The 14316-nt window shown below is 65.5% G+C and carries 12 protein-coding genes, 1 tRNA gene and 1 pseudogene; 10 read left to right on the top strand and 4 right to left on the bottom strand.

Annotation, left to right across the window (positions count from 1 at the left end; genetic code table 11):
* Positions 1–4: 4 nt before the first annotated feature.
* From FX134_RS10085 to FX134_RS10045, 10 genes and pseudogenes are all read left to right on the top strand, one after another.
* A complete protein-coding gene (locus tag FX134_RS10085; RefSeq protein ID WP_080801232.1) occupies positions 5–418 on the top strand; it encodes an FHA domain-containing protein in 414 nt (137 codons plus the stop codon).
* Entirely contained in the window at positions 418–1530 is a 1113-nt protein-coding gene (locus tag FX134_RS10080) for a Stp1/IreP family PP2C-type Ser/Thr phosphatase (RefSeq protein ID WP_080801230.1), read from the top strand. The genes FX134_RS10085 and FX134_RS10080 overlap by 1 nt, the downstream gene beginning before the upstream one ends.
* On the top strand, positions 1527–3872 hold the full coding sequence (locus tag FX134_RS10075; RefSeq protein WP_232050909.1) for an FtsW/RodA/SpoVE family cell cycle protein: 2346 nt from the start codon (positions 1527–1529) through the stop codon (positions 3870–3872). The genes FX134_RS10080 and FX134_RS10075 overlap by 4 nt, the downstream gene beginning before the upstream one ends.
* A gap of 230 nt (positions 3873–4102) precedes the next feature.
* Positions 4103–4498: a penicillin-binding transpeptidase domain-containing protein gene (locus tag FX134_RS10070; protein WP_080801226.1), complete on the top strand. Its 396-nt coding sequence runs from the start codon at positions 4103–4105 to the stop codon at positions 4496–4498.
* Positions 4499–4586: 88 nt separating this feature from the next.
* Positions 4587–6596, top strand: coding sequence for a Stk1 family PASTA domain-containing Ser/Thr kinase (gene pknB / locus FX134_RS10065; protein ID WP_080803984.1), 2010 nt, complete (start codon positions 4587–4589; stop codon positions 6594–6596).
* 164 nt (positions 6597–6760) lie between these two features.
* Positions 6761–7876: a C40 family peptidase gene (locus FX134_RS10060; RefSeq protein ID WP_080801223.1), complete on the top strand. Its 1116-nt coding sequence runs from the start codon at positions 6761–6763 to the stop codon at positions 7874–7876.
* A 50-nt stretch (positions 7877–7926) separates the two neighbouring features.
* Positions 7927–8002: transfer RNA gene (locus FX134_RS10055), tRNA-Arg, on the top strand.
* Positions 8003–8730: 728 nt separating this feature from the next.
* Positions 8731–8796, top strand: a pseudogene (locus FX134_RS15060) (zinc-ribbon domain-containing protein); the annotation flags it as partial.
* Between the two features lie 3 nt (positions 8797–8799).
* Positions 8800–9465 (top strand): hypothetical protein, encoded by a 666-nt coding sequence (locus FX134_RS10050; RefSeq protein WP_232050908.1) that lies wholly within the window; start codon positions 8800–8802, stop codon positions 9463–9465.
* Positions 9466–9581: 116 nt separating this feature from the next.
* Positions 9582–9809 carry a hypothetical protein gene (locus FX134_RS10045; RefSeq protein ID WP_080801217.1) on the top strand — a complete coding sequence of 76 codons (228 nt, stop codon included), beginning with the start codon at positions 9582–9584 and terminating at the stop codon, positions 9807–9809.
* A 70-nt stretch (positions 9810–9879) separates the two neighbouring features.
* Here the strand turns inward: FX134_RS10045 and FX134_RS10040 are convergent, their stop codons facing one another.
* From FX134_RS10040 to FX134_RS10025, 4 genes are all read right to left on the bottom strand, one after another.
* Positions 9880–11196, bottom strand: coding sequence for a histidine kinase (locus FX134_RS10040; RefSeq protein ID WP_080801215.1), 1317 nt, complete (start codon positions 11194–11196; stop codon positions 9880–9882).
* 78 nt (positions 11197–11274) lie between these two features.
* Positions 11275–12096 (bottom strand): sulfite exporter TauE/SafE family protein, encoded by an 822-nt coding sequence (locus FX134_RS10035; protein ID WP_080801212.1) that lies wholly within the window; start codon positions 12094–12096, stop codon positions 11275–11277.
* Positions 12097–12253: 157 nt separating this feature from the next.
* Positions 12254–13552, bottom strand: coding sequence for a glycosyltransferase family 2 protein (locus tag FX134_RS10030; RefSeq protein WP_080801209.1), 1299 nt, complete (start codon positions 13550–13552; stop codon positions 12254–12256).
* Between the two features lie 141 nt (positions 13553–13693).
* On the bottom strand, positions 13694–14269 hold the full coding sequence (locus tag FX134_RS10025) for a QueT transporter family protein (RefSeq protein ID WP_080801205.1): 576 nt from the start codon (positions 14267–14269) through the stop codon (positions 13694–13696).
* Between the last annotated feature and the right edge of the window lie 47 nt (positions 14270–14316).

Here is a 14316-nt window from a genome sequence, read left to right as displayed (position 1 = left end):
CCTCGTGATCGACGTCGTGCTGCTCATCGTCCGCCTGCTGTTCGTCGCGCTGCTCTACCTGTTCCTGTTCGCCATCATGAAGACGGGCGTGGGGCTCGTGCGCGGCCAGCGCAAGAAGGAGCGCACGTGGAACCTGTCGGTGGAGCGCGGGCCGAAGGAGCTGCGCGGCGTGTCCATCGTGGTGCGCGGGCCCGTCATCGTGGGCCGCAATCCCGGTGCCGACATCGTGGTGGGCGCGGGCTACGTGTCCGGCCGCCACGCGCGCTTTTCCCTGATGGGGCAGAACCTGTTCGTCGAAGACCTCGGCTCCACCAACGGCACCGCCGTGAACGGCCAGATCATCGGCGAGCCGGTGGCCCTGCGCAGCAATGACGTGGTCAACGTGGGCGACGTCGCCATCCGCGTGAGGTTCGCCTGATGGCCGCCGATCGCGCCTACAAGTCGACGCCCCGCACGCGCAAGGGCGCGCTCACCTCGTTCGGCAGCCGCACCGACATCGGCTGTCTGCGCGACCACAACGAGGACAGCCTCATCGTCACGCCGCCGCTGTTCGCCGTCGCCGACGGCATGGGCGGCCACGCCGCGGGCGAGGTGGCCAGCGAGATAGCCGTGAACGTGCTCTCCGAGCTGGCCCCCGCGCACCCCGACGGCGAGGCGCTCGCGCACGCCGTGGAGGAGGCCAACCGCGCCATCATCAGGGCCGCGCACGAGGGACTCGGCCGCGAAGGCATGGGCACCACCATGACGGCGGCCATGCTGGAAGGCGAGCGCTTGGTGATCGCGCAGGTGGGCGACTCGCGCGCGTACCTTCTGCACCAGGGCAAGCTCCAGCAGCTCACGCGCGACCACAGCCTCATGGCCGACATGATAGAGGCGGGCCAGCTCACGCCCGAGGAGGCGCGCACGCACCCCAACCGCTCGGTGATCACGCGCGCGCTCGGCAGCGACCTGCGCCTGCACCCCGACATCTACGAGATCAACGTGGAGACGGGCGATAGGCTGCTCGTGTGCTCCGACGGCCTGTCGGGCATGGTGATGGACCAGGACATCGAGAACATCCTCTGCCGCATCCACGACCCGCAGCGATGCGCGTCGCAGCTGGTGAACGAGGCCATCGCCAACGGCGGCCACGACAACGTCACCGTCATCGTGGCGGACGTCACCGGGTTCGCCGAGGCGCGTCGCAAGAAGATGGCGCGCAAGACGAAGATCTCCATCGCCATCGTGCTCGTGCTGTTCGCCGCCATCGTGGCGGGCGCGGCCTGGGGTTCGAAAACCTATCTGGACACGGTGGCCTACCTGGCCGACGACAACGGCAAGGTGGCCATCTACCGCGGCATGCCGGGGTCGCTGTTCGGGCTGTCGTTCTCCTCGCTCGAGCGCACCACCGACGTGCCCGTCGACCAGCTGCAGCCCGGCGTGGCGAACCGCCTGGCCTCAGGTATCCGCGTGGACGACGTGGCGGCCGCCGAAGCGCTCGTCAAGGAGTACGAGGCCGAGGTGGCCGCGAAGCAGGGCGGTGACGCGTGACGCGGCGCAACATAGAGCTCGTCCTGCTGTGCGTGGCCGCGCCGCTCGTGGCGCTCTTGTTCGCCATGCTCGCCATCAACGAGGGGCAGGCGCTCAACGTGAACACGCTCGGGGTGCCTGCGGGCATCTTCGGCGCGTTCGTCATCGCGCACCTGGCCGCGCGCAAGTTCGCGCCGGGGGCCGACCCCGCGCTTCTGCCCATCGCGTTCGCGCTGTCGGGCATCGGCATCGCGTTCGTCACGCGGCTCGCGCCCGACCTGGCCGTCAACCAGCTGTTGTGGCTGTTCGTGGGCGTGGCCTGCATGATCCTCGTGCTCGTGATGTTCCGCAACCTCGACAAGGTGGCCAACTACAAGTACACGCTCATGATCGTGGGCTTTTTGCTGCTGCTCTCGCCGCTCATCCCGGGCCTCGGCCAGGAGATCTACGGCAGCCGCATCTGGCTTGGCATCGGCAAGTTCTCGTTCCAGCCGGGCGAGATCGCCAAGATCGTCATCGTGCTGTTCCTGGCGGGCTACCTCGCGCAGAACCGCGAGCTGCTCTCCGTGTTCACGTGGCGCGTGGGCCCGTTCAACCTACCCGACGTGCGCACGCTGCTGCCGCTCATCCTCATGTGGGGCGTCGCGCTCGTCATCGTGGTGTTCGAGAAGGACCTCGGCAGCGCGCTCGTGTTCTTCTTCGTGTTCCTCATCATGCTCTACATCGCCACAGGGAAGAAGTTCTACCTGGTCATCGGCCTCGGGCTCATCGCCATCGGCGCCGTGGGGGCGTTCCTCGCGTTCGACCACGTGCAGGTGCGCGTGAACACCTGGCTCGACCCCTTCGCCGACGCGCAGAACACGGGCTATCAGCTCACGCAGGCCATCTACTCCATCGCCGACGGCGACCTGTTCGGCGTGGGGCTGGGACGCGGCCTGGCCGAGCAGATCCCCGTCGTGGAGAGCGACTTCATCTTCGCCGACATCGCCGAGGAGGTCGGCCTTCTGGGCGCGGCCGGCGTGCTGCTGCTGTTCCTGTGCTTCGCCATCCGCGGCTTCGTGACCGCAGCGCGCGCGAAAAGCGACGTCAGCTCGTTCGTGGCCGTGGGCCTCACGTCCATCGTGGTGCTGCAGGCGTTCATCATCGTGGGCGGCATCACGCGCGTCATCCCGCTCACGGGCATCACGCTGCCCTTCATCAGCCAGGGCGGCTCCTCGCTTCTGGCCAGCTTCATCATCGTGGGCTTCCTCTTGCGCTGCGGCGACGAGGGCACGGGCGTGGGCGCGGAGATGGCGAGCGCCACCACCTCGCTGCACTCCAACAGCGTGCTCGGCCGCATCTCGCTCGGCAAGCGCCTGACCAGCGGCATGCGCATCTTCGCCGTGCTGTTCGCCGTGCTGGTGGCCAACCTCACGCTCATCATGGTGGTGCAGGCCGACTACTACCAGAACATGCCCGGCAACAACCACTCCATCGCCAAGGAGGCGCGCACCGAGCGCGGCACCATCTCCACCTACGACGGCACGGTGCTCGCGCAGAGCGTCATGGGCGACGATGGCTCCTACGAGCGCGTCTACCCCGCCGGCGACCTGGCCAGCCACATCGTGGGCTACGCGTCGCCGCGCTTCGGCACGTCGGGCATCGAGCAGGCGTACAACGACACCCTCAAGGGCCAGCAGAACTTCGCGTCGTGGACCGACGTGGTCAACTCGCTCGCCGGCATCGGCGGCGCGGGCAACGACGTCACGCTCACGCTGAATTCCAAGATCCAGCAGGCGGCGCAGGACGCGCTGGCCGGACGCACGGGCGCGTGCGTGGTCATGGACCCCGACACCGGCGCCATCCTGGGCATGGCCTCGTCGCCCACCTACGACGCGGCCGACTTCGAGCAGGTCATCGAGCAGGCCAACGCCAACCCCGATGACTCCACGCTCATCAACCGCGCCGTGCACGCCCTCTACGCGCCCGGCTCCACGTTCAAGATGGTGACGCTGGCCACCGCGCTCGAGGACGGCGTGGCAACCGAGGACACCGTGTTCTCCTCGCCCGGCACGCTGGAGATCGGCAACGCCGAGGTGAGCAACTTCGACGGCAACGACTACGGCGACATCACGCTCGCCCGCGCCACCGAGCTCTCGTCCAACACCGCGTTCGCCCAGCTCGGCGACGAGATGGGTGCCGAGAAGCTGGTGGCGGGCGCCAACGCGTTCGGCTTCGACAAGGAAATCGACTTCGCGCTGGGGCTCTACACCTCGCTCATGCCCGACCCCAAGGACATGACCACGTGGGAGACGGCCTGGGCCGCCGCCGGCGAGAATGTGGGCGAGAACGAGACGCCCGCCCTGGCTCCTATACACATCTGACGCTGCCGACGACGCCGTCAGGGTCACCAACAGCGCATACAGGTATCATGGAGGCCAAAGTTAACAAGAAAGTAGAGTAAGGGACAAGAGATGCGGCAGAGGGATAAGGCAGATAGACAAGAGTGGAGGCGAAGACTTAGAAGACAGTACTAAAAGTAAAAACGAATGTACAAAGTTATTCTTTTTTTTTTTTCAAGCAGAAGACGGCATACGAGATAGGAGTCCGTCTCGTGGGCTCGGCCATCGCCAACGACGGCGTCATCATGCAGCCCTACCTGGTGGACGGCATCTACAACGCCAACGGCGAGCGCAGCTTCACCGCCCAGCCGTCGAAGCTCATGCAGGCCGTGAGCGCCACTGTCGCCGGCCGTGTGCGCGACGTGCTGGTGGGCGTGGTGAACAACGGCACGGGCACCGACGCCGCCATCGAAGGCGTGCAGGTGGCCGGCAAGACCGGCACGGCCGAAAAGGTGGACTCCAACGACAGCTGGTTCGTAGGCATGGCGCCCGCCGAGGATCCGCGCGTGGTGGTGTCCCTCATCATCGAGGACGGCGAAGAGGGCGTGGGTTCGCAGAAAGCGCAGAATGTGTTGAAAACGGCCTTGCAAGTGCAGGGGCTTTTGTAAGTAAGGTATGCTGGTGGCTCGTATATCGACCTTGACACGACATACGGCCCCGCATGTAGCCTAAAGGAGCAGAAACGTGACCGGAAGCATGATAGGCAGGGTGTTCAACAACCGCTACCAGATCACCGAGCGCATCGGCATCGGCGGCATGGCGGAGGTGTACCGCGCCCAGGACAACGTGCTCGGCCGCCTCGTGGCCGTCAAGGTGATGCTGCCGCAGTACGCAGCCGACCCCAACTTCACCGCCCGCTTCAAGCAGGAGGCCGCCGCGGCCGCCAACCTGCAGAGCCCCTACATCGTGAACGTGTACGACTGGGGCCAGGACGAGGGCACGTACTACATCGTCATGGAGTTCGTGCGCGGCAGCGACCTCAAGACCGCCATCATCGAGCGCGGCTCCATCAACCAGCGCAAGGTGGCCGAGATCGGCTCGCAGGTGTGCCAGGCGCTTTCCGTGGCGCACGGGCTTGACATCATCCACCGCGACATCAAGCCGCAGAACATCATGGTGCAGCCCGACGGCAACGTGAAGGTGATGGACTTCGGCATCGCGCGGGCGAAGAACTCCGTCATGACGCAGACCTCCTCGGTGCTGGGCACGGCGCACTATATCTCGCCCGAGCAGGCGCAGGGCAAGGACCTCACCGCCGCGAGCGACATCTACTCGCTGGGCATCGTGCTGTACGAGTCCGCCACCGGGCGTCTGCCCTTCGACGGCCCCGACGCCGTGAGCGTGGCCATGAAGCAGGTGAACGAGCTGCCGGTGCCGCCGCGCGAGATCAACCCCGACATCGATCCGGCGTTCGAGGCCATCATCATGAAGGCCATGGCCAAGAACCCCTTCGAGCGCTTCGCCACCGCCAAGGACATGCGCCTCGCGCTCAACGACTACCTGGCCGGACGCCCCGTCAACCTGGGAGACGGCTTCACCAGCGCCGAGACGCGCGTCATGGGCGGCGTGGTGCCCCCCATCGGGCCCGCGGTGGCCGACGGCACGGCCGTCATGCCCGCCATGGGCGGTATGAAGCCGGCTCAGGGCAGCGGCGGCACGCGGGCGTACCGCTCCGACGACACCGCCCCGAAAGGCCCCAACAAGAAGACCATCGCCATCGTGGTGGCCCTGCTCGCAGCCCTACTCGCCGTGGGCGGCATCGCGTTCGCGCTCATGAGCGGCGCGGGCGCCTCGGGAGACCCCGTTCCCAACGTGGTGGGCAAGACGGCGGACGAGGCCGCCCAGCTGCTCGCGGACGCCGGATTCGAAGTGGGCACCGTGGAGAAGGTGTTCGACGACAAGGTGGAAGCCGACAAGGTGATCAGCCAGGATCCGAAGGCCGGGGACAAGCGCGAGAAGGGGACGAAGGTCAACCTCAAGGTGTCGCAAGGCGCCCAGGAGGTGGAGATCTCGGTACCCGACCTCACCAACATGACCGCCGACCAGGCGAAGAAGGAGCTCACGGCCAACGGCCTCAAGTACGTCGAGGGCGAGCCGGGCAACTCCGACTCCATCGCCAAGGACCACGTGTACAAGCAGGATCCCGCCGCCGGCACGAAGGTGCAGAAAGACGCGACGGTGACCGTGTACCTCTCGCTCGGCGACGGCGGCATCGAGGTTCCCAACGTGGTGGGCAAGTCGCTCGGCGAAGCCGTGACCATCATCAACAACGCCGGCTTCTACGTGGACGAGAACTACGAGTACCGCTTCGACGACAAGGTGCCCGAAGACCAGGTGATCTCGCAGTCACCGAGCGCCGGCGAGAAGCTCAAGCAGGACGGTACCGTGCACCTCGTGGTGAGCAAGGGCAAGGAGAAGTCCACGTTCTCGGTTGCGATCAACTCCAACGGCGGCGGGTCGGTTTCCTCCGACGTCACCTCCGTCGAAGAGGGCGGCCAGGTGATCATCAAGATCAAGCCCGACGACGGCTACGAGGTGGCCTCGGCGCGCGGCCTTGACGACGTTCCCTCCAACGGCGGAACGTTCACGCTGACGAACGTCTCGAGCAACATCAGCATCACCGTCACGTTCCAGCAGAAGCCCACCCCCACGCCCACGCCCACGCCCGATCCCGGGCCGACCGAGCCGGGAACGACGACCTCCTGATGCGATCGAGAAGCGCCCGCCAGTACGGGCGCTTCTTCGTTTCTGCCGCGGCCGTGCGCTCGCCGTTTGTAGTATTGGCGAGCATCGGGGCGCTTCGCTTCTCGCGGTGGTATGATGGACGATGTATCTGCTCAACATGCCCCAGGCCATCAAGGAGGTACCGCATGTCGGAGCCCGCCATCGCACTTTCCCGACGCACGTTCACCGGCGCAGCCGTCGTGAGCGCCATCGCCGCCCTCGCCTTCCCCGCTTCCGCGTTCGGCACGACCGCCGCTGAGAAGCAGGCCGAGGCCGACGCCGTCCGCAACCAGCTGATCGGCTTGCAGGCCGAGCTCGAGACGGCGGAGGGCAACTACCATCTGGCCCTCACCGAGCAGGAGGCGGCCCAAGAGGCCATGGCGGCCGAGCAGGTCAAGATCGACGAGACGTCCGCGCAGATCGCCTCGCTGCAAGAGCGGCTGGGAGCGCGTGCTCGCGGCATGTACCGCACCGGCTCGGCGACGTTCTTCGACTTCGTGCTGGGTGCCGCGTCGTTCGCGGAGTTCACCCAGAACTGGGACATCCTCAACCGCGTCAACGAGAGCGACGCCGCCCTCGTGGCCGAGACGAAGACGCTGCGCGAGGAGCTTGAGGCGTCGAAGGAGGAGTACGCAAAGCAGGAGGGCATCGCCGCTGCGAAGGCCGAGGAGGCGAAGGCCGTCCAAGAGGAGCATGCGGCGAAGGTGGCCCAGGCGAGCGCGCTCATGGAGTCGCTCGACGCCGAGGCGCGCGAGCTGCTGGAGCAGGAGCAGGCCGCTGCGGCGGCTGCGGCTGCGGCCCAGCGCGAGGCCGAGGAGCAGGCGGCGCGCGAGCGCGAGGCGCAGAACGCCCCGACGGGCGGCAACGGCGGCGGCGATACGCCCGACGTCCCCACGGGCAACGGCGTGGAGGTTCCCTCGCAGGGGTCCGTCGTGAGCTACGCGATGTCGCGCATCGGCTGCCCGTACATCTTGGGAGCGGCCGGTCCGGATGCGTTCGACTGCTCGGGCCTGGTGTGCTGGGCGTACGCGCAGGTGGGAGTCTCGCTTCCGCACTACACCGAGGATCTGCGCGCCGTCGCGCGCCAGGTGGTAAGCGTCGCCGAGGCGCGTCCGGGCGATGTGCTGTACCGGCCCGGCCACGTGGGCATCGCCGTGGGCAGCGGCGGCGTACCGTACGTGCACGCGCCCACCCCGGGAGCATACGTGCGCGACACCGACTCCATCGGGTGGTCCGAGTTCACCTGCGCGCTGCGCTTCTAGCAACGACGTTCGCCGCGCGGGCGCGGAGCCTGTGCTACAATATCGTCCGCGCCTCCGTAGCTCAGGGGACAGAGCACCGCTCTCCTAAAGCGGGTGCCGGCGGTTCGAATCCGCCCGGGGGCACCAGAGTAATACCAGGTCAGAGCGCATTTTGCTCTGACCTTTTTCTTTGCGTAGTGGCGTTGAGGCACCGCTTTGGGTCAAAAGGTGTTTTATAAAGAAGTCGCGAAGCGCTGCAAATGAGCCTTGGTCCCGAAACCGCACAACAAGATAGGTTCGCGACATGTTGAGTTTAGGGTGCGCGCATACTGCGAAAGCCTGCGCTCCTCCCGCTTCCCTTTGGCATCCGGTGCTGGCGACGCTATCTTCACCCCGAGTTTCTGTAAGTAATCCTCATCCATCGTTTGAACGATATGCGCTACAATCGCCACGAAATAGACGGATATGTCTACCTTATCGTATGATTGCCAAAGGGATGCCCGTACGATAACGAAGGCGGCAGGAAGAATCATGAATATATTTCCAAGGAGCCGCGTGCGCCCGTCTGCGGTCGAGCGCGGCGGGCCCCAATGCTCCGACCCGGCGGGGAAGCCTGATACGGCGTGTACCGTCTGCCGCGCGGAATTATGGCCCCGCTTTCGGCGGTGGGTACCGGCTTTTCATCGAGGCACTTAACAGCTACTTCGACCGCAAAGCAACTATCGAGAAGCTTGCAAAGGGTGCGCACCTCGAAGCGTGAGCGACCGGCAGCGACGGTTTCCCATCTTTTCCACTGGCTGTGGGATGCGCCTTGAAGCCTCTCTGCGAAAAGCCAAATGATGGTGCCAGGTTAACCGACATGAAAGGTGGGTTGTATGCATTGTCCAAAATGCCACATTGAAAACGACGAATCAGCCCGGTTCTGCTCTCAATGCGGAAGCTCTTTGACGGCTTCGGTTTGGGATAGCGAGCGCCAGGCGGCAGATCGGCGCGCGGAAATTGCAAACGAGATATTCAAAATATGGTCTCAATTTGAATGCCAGAAGCAAAACTACGACAAGATGACCGAGCTAGATCAAAATATCGACTACTGCAAGCGGAAAAATTCCAAAGTTTGGCCGCTTTTGGTATCGATCATCTGGGCCGCGATCTACTTGTATTTGGCTCAGTTTAGCACCAGCATTCCCAGCGGCGATTCTACGGTAGCATCTGCGTATATGAGTTTTGTTGCAACAGGGTTTTTGACAAGCATCGCCCTTCTGCCGCTCGTGATCGTTGTTGTCTTAAAAATAACGAGATCTTACGCGATCAAAAGGGACTCGAAGAAAATGGGCGAGCTGTACGACGACGTTTACAAACATTACTTAACCGTAAAGGGCAATCCCTTTGCTTTTGAGTACAGCGATCCATACAGCCTTTTCGCCCTTTACGAAATCGTACGGTTAGGGAAGGCCGATACGGCAAAAGAGGCGGTCAACGTCTTGGAGCAATCTCGTTATCAATCAGCGATGCTGAATATAGGAGGCCAAACCCTTGAGGCGGCCCAGGGTGCCAAGAATGCCGCTATAGCAGCAGCGATGTTTTCAGGGATAGGAGCTTTCAGGCGCTAGCATACCCTACCCCTAGGCATTACGACCCTCTCGCGTGCGTCGAGCTCTACGGAGACAGGCACGTGTGCTGGTCTGGATGCAGCTCGCAGCCAACGCGATGAATGGGAGGATAGATCATGAAGCGCCGATATTCCGTTCGGGCGTCGAAGGGCGGGGAACCGCTCCGCCTCGTCCTGCGAATCTCCGACGATGGCATGAGCGTGCGCGGGCGCGGCTTCGCCCGAAAGTTCGAGAACCCGAGCGTGAGAGTCGTGCGGAAGCTGGGCCGCAGCAGGAGCCTGTTCCGGGTCGATCAGAAGCCCGCCTGGTGGATCGTCAGCATCGCTGGCGGCTTGTTTGCGTAGAGGGCGGCGCGCTCTGAATGTTTCACGTGAAACATTCGCGTTCTACCTGGGGCGATAAGGGAAGACAGTCCTACTGGTACTCGCGGTGGGCACCGCCCACCAACATGAGCTTCACGCTGGTGCCGCTGCCCAGCTCGCTTTCCACGTCCATGTACGTGCCGGGGCCGAAGTAGCCGCGGATGCGGTCGTGCACGTTCTTCACCGCGATGCCCAGGCCCGACGACGACTCGGGATGCAGGATGTTGTTGCGCGCCTCCTCGGTCATGCCCACGCCGTCGTCGGTGACGCGGATAACCACGTTGTTGCCCTCCACCTCGCCCGTCACGGAGATGGTCAGCTTGCCCTCGGACGGCATGGCGTGGCGCACGGCGTTCTCGACGAGCGGCTGGATGAGGAACGGCGGGATGAGCATGTCGTCGACGCGCGGATCGATGTCCACCTCCATGGCCACGCGATCAGAGCCGAAGCGCGCCACCTCGAACGTGAAGTAGCGCTTCGTCTGCTCCATCTCGCGCGCGAACAGGATGAGGTCGGCCGAATCCTCCAGCGTGCGGCGGTAGAACACGGCGAACTCGCGCAGAAGCTTGCGCGCCGTCTCGGGATCGGTGCGGATGAGCGAGGCGATGGTGTTGATGGTGTTGAACAGGAAATGCGGGTTGATCTGGCTTTGGAGCATCTTCAACTCCATGCGCGTGGCGAGCTTCGTCTGCTCCTCGAGCGCGGAGGCCGCCATCTGCGTGGAAAGCAGCTGCCCGAAGCCCTCGGCGATGGACTTCTGCGTCTCGCTGATGTGGTTGGCGCGGCGGTAGTAGAACTTGAGGGTGCCGGCCACGGCGCGGCCGACGAACAGCGGCACGATGATGGCCGCCTTGATGTTGGACGACTCGCGCGGGAAACCGATGTCCTCGGGAGTGAACAGGATGCGCATGTTGCCGTCGGCGATGGTGGCGTGCGTGGCATGCGTGCGGATGTCGCTGCCCGCCGGGTTCTCGGCCTCCTCGAAGCCGGCGTATCCGAGGATCTGCTCCTTGTCGGTGATGGCCACGGCGATGGCCGCCGTCGAAGGCAGCAGCAGTCCGCAGATCTTCTGCGCGGCCTTGCTGTCCAGGCCTTCGCTCATGCAGGCGAGCGTCTGGCTGGCCAGCTTGAGCATGGCGTTCGACTGGCGCGCGCGCACCGAGTCGGGGTCCATGAGCAGCCGGATGACCACCACGATGGACAGCGTGAACACGGCTCCCGCGCAGAACAGCACCGCCAGGTTGCGGTCGGGCACGACGATGTTCCACACGAGCACGAGCCCCGAGAGCACCGTGACGGTGAACGTGAACATCTCGATCGTGAAGAAGCGCGGCCGGGCCGCCCGCGACTCGTTCCTCTCCTCCTGCATGATACCTCCCCGCTGGGCGTGGCGCCCGGTCTGCCGACGCGCGGTTCGCGGCGAGCCGCGGCGCGTGCGAATTCACGGCTACAGTATACCGAATTCGTTGAGCACGAGCAGGGCGGCGGCCACCAAGAGGAAGCCTCCGAAGATGAAGCGGAGCATGCGCTCGGGAACGATGCGCACGAGGCGCGCCCCGATGACCGCGCCGGGAATGGATCCCACTACCACGGCGATGCCGGCGGAGAAGTTGATGTTGCCGAGCAGCGCCTGCTCGACGGCCCCGGGGATGGCGAGGATCATGACCGCGATGAGCGACGTGCCCGACGCCTGGCGCATGGCGATGCCCACGAACGACAGCATGAGCGGCACCATGATGAAGCCGCCGCCCACGCCGACGTAGCCCGAGGCGAGTCCCGCCACGAGGCCGATCGCCACGCCGATGAGCAGCTGGCGGCGCGTGAGCTTGGTCGGAGCGGTATCGGCGGGCTCGGCGACGGCAGCGGAGGCGGAGGCGTCCTTCGGCTTCGACTTCATCTTGAACGCCTTGCCGAGCATCTTCACCGCCGACCAGCCGATGATAAGGGCCGCCGCCAGCATGATGGCCCAGGCGGGCGAGATCTGTGCGAGCCACACCCCCACCGGCGACGTGAGCGCGCCGCCCAGGCCCGCCGCGATGCCGAGCGAGGGCACGCAGGTCTTGTGCCGGATGTGGGACACGGCTCCGGAGACGGACGTGGGGATGATAGCGAACAGCGACGTGGCCGTGGAAACGACCGGACTCATCCCGAACGCAAGCCGGAAGATGGGCACCATGATGGTGCCGCCGCCCACGCCGAGCAGGCCCGACAGGATGCCGATTCCCACGCCGGCGACCGCCGGCAGCACGAAGAGCGTGAACACGTCCATGGGAGCAGATCCTTCCTTCCCGTGCAAAATCAATGCGCGGGACGCTTCCGTCCCGCGCGGTTGAGTCCACTGTAGTCGAACGCCGCTTCCCCGGCACGACGCGTCGGCAAGCGTCACGCAGGCGTTTCTGCGCGGAAGCACGGTGCCGCTCACCGGGCTATTCGGCGATGTTGAGCCTGATCTCGCTCGTCACGCCGGGGTCGATACCCGCCGCGCCCGCCGCCTGCGCCGCGCTCAGCCGGTCGGCGCCCATGGCGGCCTGGCGCTGCGCGGCCGACTGCATGAGGGCCGTGCGCAGGATCTGGTCGTTCTCCATGCGCGCCATGAGCTCGGGCCACACGAACTGGAACTCGAAATACTTCGCGCAGTTGCGCTGCGCGTACGTGGTGGCCTCGCCCGTGGCCGCCTTCGCGGCCTTGCGGTACGCCTTCTTGTCAGGGCGCGCGAGGCTGCGCAGAAACGCCGTCAAGCGGATACGCTTCGTGATGCCCGGCTCGAGGAACGGGCCCGGATACGGCTCGAGCGACGACGGCTTCACCTGCAGAAGGTCGATCTGCGTGCGGCTGTACTCCATCTTGCGGTACTCGTAGAGCCAGCGGAAGATGTCCTGGCGGAAGCGCGTGCCCTCGCTCTCGGTCTCGGGCGGGAGGTGGCGCAGGCTCCACTGGTTGTCGAGCCAGATGTCGGAGCCGTACATGCGCAGGTCGAGCATGTAGTCGAGGTCTTCGCCGCGCGCGATCCACGGGTCGAACGACAGGCGCTTGAACGCCTCCTTGTGCAGCGCGAGGCAGCCGCCGCACACGTGGTTCGACCGCGACAGGCGCGGGCCGCGCATCGACTTCGCGATCATCTTGTTGAACGCGCGGCCCTGCTGCCAGAAATGGTTGTACCACTTGTCCTGGCTCTTCGACAGGTACGAGCCCTCGGAGTTGAAGTAGAAGCCGGTCTTGGCCAGGATGGGGATGCCCTTCTTCGTGAGCTTGCCCAGGCCGTACATGGCCTTCTGCAGGAAGTCCGCGTCGTCGACCACCTCGTCATCGTCGAGGAACACCACCGAGTCGAAGCCGAGCACGTCGGCCATCACGAGGCCGAGGTTGCGCATCGCGCCGTAGCCGGACAGGCCGATCTCCTTCTGCAGCTTTCCCAGGCCCAGCTGCTCCATGCGCTGCTGGATGAGCGCGAGTTCCGACGCGCCCACCACGAGCGTGTTGAGCGTCGGGTAGCGCGAGGCGATGCTCTGCACTTTCTCGGCCGCCTGGCCCTCGATGGAGGGCTCGCTCACCACGAGCACGACGACCTGGCCGAGGCCGCGCACCTTCTGCAGGGAGGCGAGCAGGCGCGGCAGCTCACCGGGCTGCGAGATGGGCGTCGCATGGTCATAGGTGGTGAGCACGCTGCCGCCGTCTTTGCGTCGGCGCGCCGACACGAATGTGGGGATGACGATAACCGGGTTCAATGCACGTCCTTCATTCGGAGGCGGCCCGCAGGCGCGCCTTGTCTCATCCTGTGCAACCCCGTATTGTAGCCCTTTTGATGTGGTCGCCTCCCGCCCTCCACGTAAACAGCGAAGCGCGCGGATTTCGCCCGGCAACAGGCCTTACTCCGCGCGCACGGCCGGCGTGCGGACCACGCCGAAGCGCTTGAGGGCCGTGAGCAGCGGGAGGCCGAGCGCGTACATGACCAGCGCCTCGCCGAGGCCGGTGGCCACGACGCCGAACAGGTACATGGGAATGTACAGCCCGTCGAGCGCGATCGTGGTGAACGGGATGGTGTAGTAGCCGAGGCCCTGCAGCAGGATGGGCAGGTACGCGGGCACGATGAGCGCGTTGGCGATGACGGGGCCGAGCAGCGCCAGCTTGGGACGCTCGCGCATCTTCCAGCACCAGAGCGCGCCGAGGAACGTGGCCAGGCTGCCGAACACCACGTCGAGCAGGCCGAGCGCACCAGTGCCGTTGATGGCGAGCGCGATGAGGTTGGCGATGACGCAGCCCGCGGTGAGGCCCGGCACCGCTGCGGGGGTGAGCACCGCGAGCACGCACACCGCCTCCGAGATGCGGAACTGTACCGGCCCCCACGCCAGCCCCTGCAGCGCGAGGAGCGCGATGAGCGTGGCGGCCGCGTACACGGCCGCGATCATGCCCGCCTGGGCGACGTACGTCGTCTTCTTGTTCATGGGTATTCTCCTGTCTCCGCACGGCGTGGCCGCGGGCTTTGGGCAGC

The organism is Arabiibacter massiliensis, assembly GCF_902386925.1.
Classification (GTDB): Bacteria; Actinomycetota; Coriobacteriia; order Coriobacteriales; family Eggerthellaceae; genus Arabiibacter; species Arabiibacter massiliensis.
The sequence above is the reverse complement of the archived record's forward strand: the minus strand, read 5'-3'. Positions and strand labels throughout refer to the sequence as shown.

Coding starts and splice junctions, on each gene's coding strand:
- FX134_RS10045 (WP_080801217.1), top strand. CDS start 9,582: ATGAAGCGCCGATATTCCGTTCGGGCGTCGAAGGGCGGGGAACCGCTC.
- pknB (WP_080803984.1), top strand. CDS start 4,587: ATGATAGGCAGGGTGTTCAACAACCGCTACCAGATCACCGAGCGCATC.
- FX134_RS10025 (WP_080801205.1), bottom strand. CDS start 14,269: ATGAACAAGAAGACGACGTACGTCGCCCAGGCGGGCATGATCGCGGCC.
- FX134_RS10080 (WP_080801230.1), top strand. CDS start 418: ATGGCCGCCGATCGCGCCTACAAGTCGACGCCCCGCACGCGCAAGGGC.
- FX134_RS10040 (WP_080801215.1), bottom strand. CDS start 11,196: ATGCAGGAGGAGAGGAACGAGTCGCGGGCGGCCCGGCCGCGCTTCTTC.
- FX134_RS10060 (WP_080801223.1), top strand. CDS start 6,761: ATGTCGGAGCCCGCCATCGCACTTTCCCGACGCACGTTCACCGGCGCA.
- FX134_RS10035 (WP_080801212.1), bottom strand. CDS start 12,096: ATGGACGTGTTCACGCTCTTCGTGCTGCCGGCGGTCGCCGGCGTGGGA.